The organism is Agrobacterium tumefaciens (genome assembly GCF_009649785.1).
GTDB classification, from domain to species: Bacteria; Pseudomonadota; Alphaproteobacteria; order Rhizobiales; family Rhizobiaceae; genus Agrobacterium; species Agrobacterium tumefaciens.
Genome location: NZ_WJOK01000008.1, coordinates 13,565 through 25,663, shown reverse-complemented (window position 1 = coordinate 25,663; position 12,099 = coordinate 13,565). Strand labels below are relative to the sequence as shown.

At 59.2% G+C, this 12,099-nt stretch carries 11 protein-coding genes; 1 reads left to right on the top strand and 10 read right to left on the bottom strand.

The annotated features are described in order from the left end of the window. The first annotated feature begins 160 nt into the window (after positions 1-160). Positions 161-1,321: a glucoamylase family protein gene (locus tag GH784_RS10260; protein WP_065702525.1), complete on the top strand. Its 1,161-nt coding sequence runs from the start codon at positions 161-163 to the stop codon at positions 1,319-1,321. Positions 1,322-1,481: 160 nt separating this feature from the next. On the opposite strand, the gene GH784_RS10255 is transcribed toward GH784_RS10260, so the two are convergent. The 10 genes from GH784_RS10255 to GH784_RS10210 all read right to left on the bottom strand — a co-directional run bounded on the left by GH784_RS10255 (position 1,482) and on the right by GH784_RS10210 (position 12,022). After that, the gene (locus GH784_RS10255; protein ID WP_065702524.1) at positions 1,482-1,877 is read right to left on the bottom strand and encodes a c-type cytochrome; all 396 of its coding nucleotides are present in this window, start codon (positions 1,875-1,877) and stop codon (positions 1,482-1,484) included. Positions 1,878-1,945: 68 nt separating this feature from the next. Then, positions 1,946-2,506, bottom strand: coding sequence for a gluconate 2-dehydrogenase subunit 3 family protein (locus GH784_RS10250; RefSeq protein WP_065702523.1), 561 nt, complete (start codon positions 2,504-2,506; stop codon positions 1,946-1,948). Next, the gene (locus tag GH784_RS10245) at positions 2,506-4,191 is read right to left on the bottom strand and encodes a GMC oxidoreductase (RefSeq protein ID WP_065702522.1); all 1,686 of its coding nucleotides are present in this window, start codon (positions 4,189-4,191) and stop codon (positions 2,506-2,508) included. Before GH784_RS10245 ends, GH784_RS10250 begins: the two co-directional genes overlap by 1 nt. A 153-nt stretch (positions 4,192-4,344) precedes the next feature. Continuing rightward, entirely contained in the window at positions 4,345-5,199 is an 855-nt protein-coding gene (locus GH784_RS10240; RefSeq protein ID WP_194842960.1) for a sugar phosphate isomerase/epimerase family protein, read from the bottom strand. 128 nt (positions 5,200-5,327) lie between these two features. Next, the gene (locus GH784_RS10235; RefSeq protein WP_065702520.1) at positions 5,328-6,497 is read right to left on the bottom strand and encodes a Gfo/Idh/MocA family protein; all 1,170 of its coding nucleotides are present in this window, start codon (positions 6,495-6,497) and stop codon (positions 5,328-5,330) included. Between the two features lie 11 nt (positions 6,498-6,508). Next, positions 6,509-7,558, bottom strand: a complete 1,050-nt coding sequence (locus GH784_RS10230) for a sugar phosphate isomerase/epimerase family protein (RefSeq protein ID WP_065702519.1) — start codon at positions 7,556-7,558, stop codon at positions 6,509-6,511. 33 nt (positions 7,559-7,591) lie between these two features. Next, positions 7,592-8,614 carry a LacI family DNA-binding transcriptional regulator gene (locus tag GH784_RS10225; protein WP_003515235.1) on the bottom strand — a complete coding sequence of 341 codons (1,023 nt, stop codon included), beginning with the start codon at positions 8,612-8,614 and terminating at the stop codon, positions 7,592-7,594. Between the two features lie 3 nt (positions 8,615-8,617). Beyond that, on the bottom strand, positions 8,618-9,586 hold the full coding sequence (locus GH784_RS10220; protein ID WP_003515236.1) for an ABC transporter permease: 969 nt from the start codon (positions 9,584-9,586) through the stop codon (positions 8,618-8,620). A gap of 1 nt (position 9,587) precedes the next feature. After that, positions 9,588-10,532, bottom strand: a complete 945-nt coding sequence (locus GH784_RS10215) for an ABC transporter permease (RefSeq protein WP_019566277.1) — start codon at positions 10,530-10,532, stop codon at positions 9,588-9,590. Then, the gene (locus GH784_RS10210; RefSeq protein WP_065702518.1) at positions 10,529-12,022 is read right to left on the bottom strand and encodes a sugar ABC transporter ATP-binding protein; all 1,494 of its coding nucleotides are present in this window, start codon (positions 12,020-12,022) and stop codon (positions 10,529-10,531) included. The genes GH784_RS10215 and GH784_RS10210 overlap by 4 nt, the downstream gene beginning before the upstream one ends. Between the last annotated feature and the right edge of the window lie 77 nt (positions 12,023-12,099).

Below are 12,099 nucleotides of genomic sequence, written 5' to 3'. Positions count from 1 at the left end.
CGGATAAGGCTTGGCAGTCGATCTGCCGACTGATTGCCGCTGGTCCCTGAGGTTGGAATTGACGGATAAATTACCTGCTGAACTTGATGGTTTGCATCGCAATACCTTTGAATATTTCTGGTCCGGGAGCCATCCGGAGAGTGGCCTACCGCGGGATCGTATGCGATCCGATGGTCTTGCGATCCATGAGATCGCGTCGGTCTCCGGGATCGGGTTTGGTTTTCTTTCGCTCATTGTTGGTGTCCGCCGTTCTTGGATAACCGAACAGGAAGCCATCGCCCGGGCGAGCCGGATGTTGAGATCGCTGGCAAGTGTGAAGCGTTTTCATGGCGCCTTCCCTCACTTTATCGACGCGTCCAGCGGAAGAACGATACCCTTCGCGAAATTCGACGACGGCGGAGATCTCGTTGAAACCGCTCTTCTGGTTCAGGCGCTGATCTGCGTCAGGCAGTTTTTTGGCGCGCAGACATCCTCCCAAATCGATTTACGCCGGTCCATAAATGAAATCGTCGAGACGGTGGAGTGGGGCTGGTTTACCAGGGGAAAGCCCGGGCCGCTGTTCTGGCATTGGAGCCGTCGGTATGCCTGGGCGAAAAACTTGCCGATTGTGGGCTGGAACGAGGCCCTTGTCTGTTATGTGCTCGCGGCAGGATCAACGACGCATGCAATCAGCGCCGAGTCTTATCATTCCGGATGGGCAAGCGATGGCGAAATCCGGAACGGATCGATGTATCTCGGTGTTCGGCTGCCGCTTGGCCAGCCGTATGGAGGACCGCTTTTCCTTTCGCACTATTCCTTCTGCACACTCGATCCGCGCGGTCTCGGCGATGTTTATTGTCACGACTATCTCGATCAGGTTCACGCGCATTGCATGATCAATTACCGCTACTGCCACACGCGCTACCCAAGTGAGGCCGGGTGGGGTCTGTCTGCGTGTGATGGGCCAAAGGGCTATGTCGTAAATTCTCCGACCGACGATGACGGCATCATTGCGACAACGGCAGCCCTCTCTAGCATGCCCTTCTTTTCTCATCGCTCACGCGAGGCGGCGTTGCGTTTTCTGCAATGGAACAATGGTGCACTCATCGGCCGCTTTGGCCTCATGGATTCATTCCAGCCCTCAACCGGCTGGGTGTCCGGAACGCATCTTGCGATCAATCAAGGGCCTGTTGTTGCGATGATGGAAAACTATCGCAGCGGCCTGATCTGGGATTTATTCATGAACGCACCGGAGGTGAAAAACGGCTTGGCCAAACTGGGCTTCCATCAGGACAGGTCTTTCGAAAAGTCTGGCCTGCAGGAAGGACGGACCGACCCCTGAGAACCGGTGTTTGAGTAGCGCAAATGCATCCTTGAAGACAACGCCGGAAGGCCTTGGCAATTCCTTGGCAAGGCCTTCGGCGCGCAGGATATGCTGGGGTAAAGTCGTGGTCATCGTCTCAAAACTGCAGGAGTTTTGATGTTCGATAAACGGCGTGCTGTCATTCGGCTGGTTTCGAAGACGCGCTTTCGATATAGGCGATAAGATTATCCAGTTCTTCCGGTTTGCTGATGCCCGCCAAGGCCATCTTGTTTCCGGGGATTTTCTTCTTGGGAGCGCTGAGAAAGTCTCGCAGTTCCTCCGGTGTCCACACCATCCCTTCCCCGCCTGCTTTTTTCATCGCATTCGAGTAATTATAGTCCGGATCGCCGCCCGCAGTGCGGCCGATGATCCCGTTAAGCTGCGGGCCGACCTTGTTTTTCGCGCCCTCGCCGATGGCGTGACAGGCGGAACAGCGCTTGAAGGCCGCCTCCCCCTTGGCAACATCGCCCTCTGAAAAAGCGGGAATGGCGCTTGCTGCCAGCATTGCCGCCGTGATGATCATTCTCTTGCGCATCGTGTCATCCTTGTTCTGCCGTATGAACGCGCCCGCCTGCGAATGCAGGCGGGCGGCTTGTTCTCAATTCAGGTCGTGCCCCAGGCGGGCGTACCCTTCTTGTAGGGAACGCAGGTCTCAAAGCCGCCGGGGATTTCGTCGTAAACGAGAACCTCGGTGGCGCCGATCTTCGAGGTGAAGAAACCGAGCAGCGTCAGCTGCTTGACGAGTGTGAAGGGATGCGGTGCGGTCGGTGTCTGTTCCGCCCGGGCGTGTTTGTCCAGCGCAGAAATCAGCGTCTGCCGCTCCTGCGACGTCAGCTCCAGAAACGCCTTCTTGTATTCCGTCCGGCTGCGGTTTTCGATGTCAGCCATAGCGGAGAGGAAGAGTTTCCGCTGTTCGCCCGTGTAACAATCCGCCGCATAGACTGCCATGAATGCGCCAACGGCAGCGTCCTTCGCACCCGGGGTGGATGTGCGAGGGATAATCGTTTCAGCCACCTCGTCCAGAAGCCGGATTTCCTCCGGGCTGAACACGTGGACGTCGCCGGAGGGCTTGGCGGCGTTTTCCGCCGCAGTGACCACGTCAGCGCCGATCAGCGGAAGACCGGAGGCAATGGCTATCAGTTTCAGCAGTTCACGTCTGTTCATCACAGATTCCCCTTCTTGCGTTCGGAAACGGCAAATTCCGCGGCACGCGCCGTCAGCGCCATGTAGGTAAGCGACGGGTTGACGCAGGAGGCCGAAGTCATGCAGGCACCGTCAGTAACAAAGACGTTCGGCGCATCCCAGACCTGGTTGTTGCCATTGAGCACGGAAGTTTTGGGGTCGCGTCCCATGCGAGCCGTACCCATTTCATGGATGCCCATGCCCGGCGCATAGCTGCCCCTCGACGGTTTGACGTTCTTGATGCCGACCGCTTCGAACATCTCGACTGCGTCATTGACCATGTCTTCGCGCATATCGAGTTCGTTCTGCTTCATCTCGACATTCATCGACAGGACCGGCAGGCCCCATTTGTCCTTCTTGTCGTGGTCCAGCTTCACGCGGTTCTCGTGATAAGGCAGCATTTCACCGAAGGCAGTCATGCCGATAGTCCAGGCGCCCGGCTGGGTCAGCGCTTCCTTGTAGTCGGCTCCGATGTTGAGTTCGGCGATTTCCCGTTCCCAGCGCGAACGGCTGGCGGATCCCTGATAACCGAAACCGCGCAGATAGCTCCGCTTGTCGTCGCCGGTGTTGCGGAAACGGGGAATATAGAATCCCGCCGGGCGGCGGCCCTTGAAATAAAACTCTTCGAAACCTTCCACCTCGCCGGTGGCGCCCATGCGGAAATGGTGGTCCATCACATTGTGGCCGAGTTCGCCCGAGCTGCTGCCGAGCCCTCCCTCCCACACGTCTGTGGCCGAGTTCATCAGAACCCAGGTCGAGTTGAGCGTCGAAGCGTTGAGGAAGATCACATCGGCGGTGTATTCATAGGTCAGGTTCGTTTCGGCATCGATGATTTCGACACCGCGCGCCTTCTTCTTGTCCTTGTCGTAAAGGATTTCCTTGACGATGGAGAAAGGCCGGAGCGTAAGATTTCCGGTGGCGACTGCCGCCGGCAGGGTCGATGACTGCGTGCTGAAATAGCCGCCGAAAGGACAGCCCAACCGGCACTTGTTGCGGAACTGGCAGCGCGTGCGCTCCTGATCGGGAAGTTCCTGGGTGATGTTGGCGCAGCGCGAATTGATGAGGTGTCGCGTGCCTTTAAAGGCGGTTTTCAACCGGCGTGCCACATCCTCTTCAACGCAATTCAGCGGAATAGGCGGCAGGAATTCACCATCAGGAAGAATGTCCAGGCCTTCGCGGCTGCCGGAAATGCCGGCGAAACGCTCGACGTAATCATACCAGGGAGCAATGTCCTGATAACGGATCGGCCAGTCAACGGCGATCCCTTCTTTGGCATTGGCCTCGAAATCGGTCTGCGACCAGCGGTAGGTCTGGCGTCCCCACAGCAGCGAACGGCCGCCGACGTGATAACCACGGAACCAGTCGAAACGCTTTTCTTCGACATAGGGCGTTTCCTGCTCGTCGGCCCACATGCCGAGCGTGGCCTCTTCCAGCAGATAGTCGCGGCTGAGCACCGGATACTTCGCCTTCATCTCCTGCGTGGCGCGGTTGCGATGGGGATAGTCCCAGGCTTCCTTGTCGGCATTCTGATAGTCGGTAATGTGCTCGATGTTTCTGCCGCGCTCCAGCAGCAGAACCTTCAGGCCTTTTTCCGTGAGTTCCTTTGCAGCCCAGCCTCCACTTATGCCTGAACCGACAACAATCGCATCATAATGATTGTCCGCCATGATAACTCCTCCGATTGGTACTTGGGTAAAAAGTCGACGAGACAATGCGCTCCCCGTCGCAACGCGGCGGAAACTTCATCATGCGTCTGTCGAACCTTATGCGCCCCGGCGAAACCGGCCGCCGGGGTGCGGTTCTGGTTTTACTGGTAGTGTTTACTGAATGGTCGGCAGGCGCTCGCTCAGGAACGCGTTGCCCTTGGTCACGACCGCTTCGGCATCGAGCGGAAGGTCGTGTTCAAGGATGAACCATTGTGCACCGGCATGTTTGGCCGCCGGCAGGATCGTCTTCCAGTCGAGAACGCCGGTGCCAATCGTTGCAAAGCCGCGCTCGTTTTCGGCCGTGCCGGCCGGTGCATTGTCCTTGGCGTGGATTGCAAAAACCCGACCGTTCAGAGTGCCGAGGAACTCAGCCGGATCATTGCCGCTGCGCGCCACCCAGGCGACGTCGAGTTCGCTCTGCAGTTTCGGGCCCGCGGCATCGAGCAGCAGTTCAAGCGCCGTCTTGCCGTCGAACTTGACCATTTCAAAATCATGGTTGTGATAGGCCATGGAGAGGCCAGCCGCGGAAAGCTTGTCGGCATATCCGCCAAGTTCCTTGCCGAAGGCTGTCCAGCCTGCGGCGTCCTTGGGGCGGTCTTCGGGCTTGAGGAACGGCACGGTCACGACCTGATTGCCGACAGCCTTCTGCTCGGTGATGACATCGTCGAGATTGCCGCGAAGCTTGTCGATCGGCACATGCGAGGAAATGACCTTGATCTTGTGCTTTTCCAGAAGCGCGTTCAGCTCGCTGGCGCTGACCTTCTGCATATCCACCGTTTCCACGGCGGAAACGCCCGCGCGGTTGAGGATGGCAAGCTGCTCCTCAAGCGTTCCGGCGTTGCGCAGTGTGTACATCTGCGCGGCAATCGGCAGCGTCTTGCTGTCATCGGCAAAAACCGGATTTGCGATACCGGCCGCCAGTCCGACGACGAATGCCATCTTTGCGAATTTTGACTTGAACGTTTTCAAACGCGTGACTCCCTTTCCGTTTGATCAATATGACGACACGCCTGCCCGTGCTCTTCCGAACAATCAGTCGGGTAATGCTGGGCACAACCTCCGATGCCCTGCGTCGTCAGTCCCCGATATCCAGTGATCTATATGTCGATCTCTACCCAGGACGAGGTCAGGCTGGACCGCACGGCCGCATCGATGAATGCGAGACCCGCAAGGCCGTCCTCTATGCCGGGATAAATCACATCCCCGGCGGCTGCTTTTCCCTCCCTTTTTGCGATGATTGCGTCTGCGGCTTCACGGTAGATCGTCGCAAAACCCTCGAGATATCCCTCCGGGTGCCCTGATGGCACACGGCTGACGCGGTTGGCGGCAGCGCCTGCGCCCGCGCCATTGCGCGTAATCAGCCGCTTGGGCTCGCCGTAAGGTGTGAACCACAGCTCGTCCGGCACGCGGTGGTGCCATTCAAGGCCGCCCTTATCGCCATAGACCCTGAGCGACAGGGCGTTTTCATTGCCGACAGCGATCTGGCTTGCCCAGAGCATGCCCTTCGCGCCGCTTTCGTAACGCAGCAGAATATTGGCGCTGTCATCCAGCTGCCTGCCCGGAACGAAGGAAGTGAGATCTGCGTAGAGGCTCGCGGGAATTTCACCGGTCACGAAGGCGGCGGCGTTGAAAGCGTGGGTGCCGATGTCGCCGATTGCCCCGCCCGCGCCCGAGCGGCTCGGATCGGTGCGCCATTCCGCTCCCTTTGCGCCGGTCTTTTCAACCGCTTCGGTCAGCCAGTCCTGCGCATATTCGGCCTGGACATGGCGCAGCTTGCCTATGGCACCGTTGGCAACCATCTCCCGCATCTGCCGCAACATGGCATAGCCGGTGTAATTATGCGTGAGGATGAACAGCCTGTCGGATGCCCTCACGATATTCGCCAGCTCCTTGGCCTCCTCCAGCGTCGCTGTGACGGGCTTGTCGCAGATGACGTGGATGCCAGATTCGAGAAAGACCTTGGACGGGGCGAAATGCAGGTGATTGGGAGTGACGATGGCGACCGCCTCGATACCGTCTTCACGACCGGCCTCGGCCGACGCCATCTCCTCAAAAGAAGCGTAGGACCGCTCGGGCGCAATGCCGAGCAGGGTTGCCGAAGCGCTGGCGCGTGCCGGGTCGGAGGAAAGCGCACCGGCGACCAATTCGTAACGGTCGTCGAGCCGCGCGGCGATACGATGCACCGCGCCGATAAAGGCACCCTGACCGCCACCCACCATGCCGAGACGAATGCGGCGGCTATTAAATCTTGCTGTTGCGGAGGACATGTCTATCCCTTTCAAAGCCCGAGAAGGCGACGGTTGGCGGCATCATCGACGCCGCTTTTGGCGAAATCGTCGAAAGCCCGCTCAGTCACGCGGATGATGTGATTTTCAATGAAGCCAACACCTTCACGCGCCCCGTCCTCCGGGTGTTTCAGCGCGCATTCCCATTCCAGCACGGCCCATCCTTCGAAGTCGTATTGGGTGAGCTTGGAAAACACCGCGCCGAAATCGACATGCCCGTCGCCGAGTGAGCGAAAGCGCCCCGGCCGGTCGACCCAGCCTTGATAACCGCCATAGACGCCGGACCGGCCGGTCGGATTGAACTCGGCATCCTTGACGTGAAAGGCCCGGATGCGCTCGTGGTAGATATCGATGAAATCAAGATAATCCATCGCCTGAAGCACGAAGTGCGAGGGATCATAAAGGATGTTGGCGCGCGAATGATTGCCGGTGGCTTCGAGAAAACGCTCGAAGGTAATGCCGTCATGCAGGTCTTCGCCGGGATGCAGCTCGTAGCAGAGATCGACGCCATTCTCCTCGAATGTATCGAGAATGGGCGTCCAGCGCTTGCCGAGTTCAGCAAAGGCCATTTCGACAAGACCTGCGGGGCGCTGCGGCCACGGATAAACGAAAGGCCACGCCAGCGCGCCGGAAAAACTCGCATGGCTCTTGAGGCCCAGATGCTGCGAGGCTTTCGCCGCGCACTTCAGCTGGTTGACCGCCCATTCCTGACGCGCCTGCGGTTTGCCGCGCAGTTCGGCGGGCGCAAAACCGTCGAACATCTCGTCATAGGCAGGATGAACAGCGACGAGCTGACCCTGAATATGGGTTGAAAGCTCGGTGATCTCGATGCCTGTCTCGGCCAGACGTCCCTTGATATCATCGCAATAAGCCTTGGAAGCGGCAGCTTTCTCAAGATCGAAGAGCTTGGGATCGGTCGGCACCTGAATGCCCTTGTAACCAAGGGAAGCCGCCCATTGGCCGAGATTGTCCAGCGTGTCGAAGGGTGCCTTGTCCCCGACAAATTGCGCGAGGAAAATCGCCGGGCCTTTGATCGTCTTCATGTCCTTACACTCCTTGCATTCACAGTCTGGCCGCTACCGGTGCGGCGAACGGCAGGGCGCGACCGAGCCGCGCACCACCAGTTCCGTATCCAGCACGATGGTTTCGGCCGTGCGTTTGCCATTAAGCCGGTCGACCATCAGCGCCATGGCTTTGCGGCCCATTTCCTGCCGGGGCTGGCGCACTGTAGTTAGCGGTGGTTCGAAAGCATTGGCGAAAATTATATCGTCGAAGCCAATAACCGAGACATCGGTCGGCACGGACAGCCCGCGCCCGCGCAGCTCGCTGATCGCGCCAATCGCCATCTGGTCGCTCGAGGCGAAGATGGCGGTGAAGGAAATGCCGTTTTCGAGAAGTCCGGCAATCGCCTGTCTACCGGCTTCGATGCTGTAATCGCCTGTCACGACGAGTTCATCCGCGTAACCGATACCCGCTTCCTCAAGCGCGTCGCGGTAGCCCTCGAAACGCTCCTGTGCCAGACTTTCCGGAAAAGGTCCGGCGAGATGTGCGATCTTCGTGTGCCCTGCTTCGATCAGATGATGCACGGCGTTTTTGGACGCGGCGCGGTTATCGACCTTGACGGTGGGCAGCGCGATGCCTGGCACGGTTTCCGAAGCGATGACGATCGGCGGCAGCGCGTCACCCTGACCGAGAAGCTCTGAAGGAAACTGGCCGGTCATCAGGATGAGGCCGTCAGCATGTTTCTGCCTGACCATGTCGATATGTGTCGCCACGCGGTTTTCGTCGTTACGGGCGTCGCCCATGAGCACCTTGAAGCCCGCCTCCCCCGCCGCTTCCTCCACGCCCTTGTAGATCTCGAGATAAAACGGGTTGCCGATATCGCGAACGAGAAGAATGACGGTATTGTTGGATTGACGCCTGAAGCTTGCGGCCTGGGCGTTGGGAACAAAGTTTGCCTGCCTGACGGCATCGAAAACCTTCTTCCTCGTTTCCGGGCGGACTTTGTCGGGTTGTTGCAGCGCCCGTGACACGGTCGCAATTGAAACGCCCGCGAGAGCTGCAACTTCCCTGATATTCGAACCTTGGTCTTTGCTCATCTGTCACACACGCAACTGCTTTTGGCGGCCATAAAGCAGCATCAGCGCAAGTAACGTGACACCGAATATGATCTGCCGGGCCCATACATCGAGGTTGAGCGTTATCAGTACGCTTTGCAGAATGGTGAGCGCAACTGCCCCGGCCATGGTTCCGATATATCCGCCCGCACCACCGGCAAGCGAAGTGCCGCCGATGACAACAGCGATGATCGATGGAAGGACATATTGGTCGCCGACAGAAATGAAGGAGGTGCCGGTATAACCGATCACGCAGACCCCGGTCAGACCGGCAAACAGGCCGGACAGGCCGTAAAGCAGCGTGCGGATCAAAGACACGGGCAATCCGACCAAGGTCGCCGCCCGCTCGTTGGAGCCGATGGCGTAAATGGAGAAGCCGAAGGCCGTGCGGCGCAGCACGAACAGCATGATCGCGGCAATGCCAAGCCAGACGAAGAGGACGCCGGGAATACCGAAAACGAGAGGCCGGTTGATGAAACCCGCCAGAAGCGGCGCCGCCGCACCTGATGGAACGCCCTGCGAATAGACCACAAGCCCGCCCTGGATCACCGCTGTCATGCCCAGTGTCATGACCAGCGGCGGAATGCGAACGAAGGTGATGCCGAGGCCATTGATGAGGCCGATCAGGAAGGGAATGCCACCTGCGACCAGTATGGCGAGCGGTATTCCGACATTCTGTCCGTTCATCATGTTGCCGGCAAGGACCGCGCCGAGCGAGATCATCGCGCCGACGGAAAGATCGATGCCTTCGCGTCCGCCGAGGATCACAAGATTTTGGCCCGCCGCGACGATGCCGAGAATGGCGGCGATCGTCAGCAGCCGCACGATCTGCGACCCCTGTGCGAAGCCGGGCGACAACAGTTCGCCGACCAGCAGCAGGAAGACTGACGCGCCAATCGCAATGGTCAGCGGATCGGTGATGATGGATTTGATTTTCAAACCGGAATTTGTCATCTCAACGCCTCGTCACCAGAACGCCGCCGGCAAGTGCCGTCAGCACGATCAACCCCTGCACCAATGTCTGGTACTCGAAGGGCAAGCCCGCAAAGAAAATCACATTGCCGATCATGCCCAGCACCAGCGCGCCGGCGATCGATCCTGTCGAGCTGCCGAAGCCGCCGGAAAGTGCTGTGCCGCCAAGAACGACCGCCGAAATGGAGGAGAGCGCCAGGCTTGCACCGAGCAAGGGGTCGCCGGAGGCGGTCTCGCCCGTCAGGCACAGCGCTGCGAGCGCTGAAAACAGACCGGAAATCATGTAGGCGCCAATGCGAATGCCGGAGAGGCGCAGGCCCGTCTGGAAAGCGCCCGTGCGATTGCCGCCCACGGCCAACAAATGCACGTGAAACGGAATGCGCGACACAACGAGCGTAAAGGCAATACCAGCCAACAGCATCCACAGCACGAAAGGCAAACCGATGAAGCTGCCGGAATAGGTCTGCCAATAGGCTTCGGGCACGGGAAGACCGGCCTGCGGCAGAACCCAGATCGCCAGACCGGCGAAGATGATGCCCGTCGCGAAGGTGGTGACGATGGGCTGGAAACGCAGGCCGGATATGAACAGGCCGTTGACCAGCCCACAGATCAGCCCGACCGCAACACCCGCTCCCATACCTGCAACGACGGCACCTGCCGTTCCGCCAAGTGCAGCGATGACGCTGACGGTAACGACATTGGCGAGCGCTACGATGCTTCCGACCGACAGATCTATATCCCCCGCCAGAATGACATAGGTCTGGCCGATGGCGACCAGGATCAGGGGAAGAAATGTCGTCAGGTTCGACTGCAATACGGCCGGCTGCACGAAAGACGGCTGCAGAAACGTGTTGACGCCGATGAGAACGGCCAGAACCACAAGAGTTATGATCCAGGGTTGCTTGCGCACAAAACCGAGGGAATTCATGCGGCGTCTCCATAGGCGGCGCGGGTCATGTTGACGGATGTCATGTCGGCTCCGGTCAGCTCCGCAGAAATGCGTCCGCCGTTGAACACGAGAATGCGGTCGGCATATTCGAGGATTTCCGCATCTTCCGAGGAATAAAGAAGAATGGTCGCGCCCGCGTCAGCCTGCTGGCGCATCAGCGCGAAGAGATCGGCCTTGGCGCCAAGATCGATACCCTTGGTCGGATCATCGAGCAGCAGCAGTTTCGGCGCGGTGGCAAGCCAGCGGGAAATGAAGATTTTCTGCTGGTTGCCGCCTGAGAGCGTGCCGATAGGCATATCCATGCCGGCAAACTTCGTCTTCATGTCGTCCGCGACCTTCTGCACTCGCGGCTTCAGCGTCGCGGGCCGGACCAGTCTCATCTTTTCGCGCACCATCAGAGCTGCAACAAGATTTTCGAAGATCGACCGGCCCTGAAGCGAGGCATCACGCCCGCGGTCGCCCGATACATAGGCAAAACCGTTATGAACCGCCTGCGAAGGCTTGCCGATGGCGACATCACGGCTCTCGAACTGGATTTGCCCGGCGGCAAAGGGGCTTGCGCCGAACAGGCCCTTCAGCAAGGCCGACTGGCCCTGCCCCTGCAATCCCGCCAAACCGACGATTTCACCCGGATAGGCTTCAAGACTGACACCGCGAACACCCTCGCCCGCAACGTCCGTCACCTTCAGGCTGGGCGCTGCACCTGCGCGTCCCTGCTGGCGGGCAGGCGCGGCGCGGACATCGCCGACCATGTCATGTACCACGGCCTCGCGGGTGGTAGCGGCGGTGTCGAGTTCCGAAATGGTCGCACCGTTACGCATGACGGTGATGCGGTCGCAGACAGCAAAAACCTCATCGAGCCGGTGGGAAATCATGATGGTGGAGATACCGTCCGCCTTCTTGGCTCTGAGTATCTCAAAAAAACGCTCGGACTGGCGGCCATCAAGTGCCGCCGTTGCCTCATCCATGATCATGAGGCTGGCATTCTGGGCGAAAACTTTCAGGATTTCGACGAGCTGGCGCTGATCGGGCGGCAGATTGCCGACGATCGCATCCGGCTCCAGACCGGTGCCGGCAACACCGTCAAACAGCGCGATCAGCCTGCGCACCTCGGCTTTCAGGGCCTTGCTGTCGACAAAAACGCCGCGCTTCGGTTCGCGACCGAGAAAAATATTGTCAGCGACGGAAAGCTGCGGAATGAGGCTTAGCTCCTGATAAAACAGCGCAATGCCGGCATTTTCGGCGTCACGCGGGCTTTTGAAGCGCACGTTTTCGCCCTTGAACCGGATGGTGCCGCTGGTCGGCGCGACCGCACCTGCAACGATCTTGCACAGCGTGCTCTTGCCGCAACCATTCGCACCGAGCAGCGCGTGAATTTCACCGCGACCAACGGTCAGCCTGCCGTCGGAAAGCGCACGCACGGCGCCAAAATTCTTCTGTATGCCGGCCGCTTCCAGAGCGTTCGCCATCGCATGTCCCCGAATTTTACTTGTCATTGTGCTTCGTCACTGGCGGACGCGCGCAATACGCGGTCCACATTCGAATT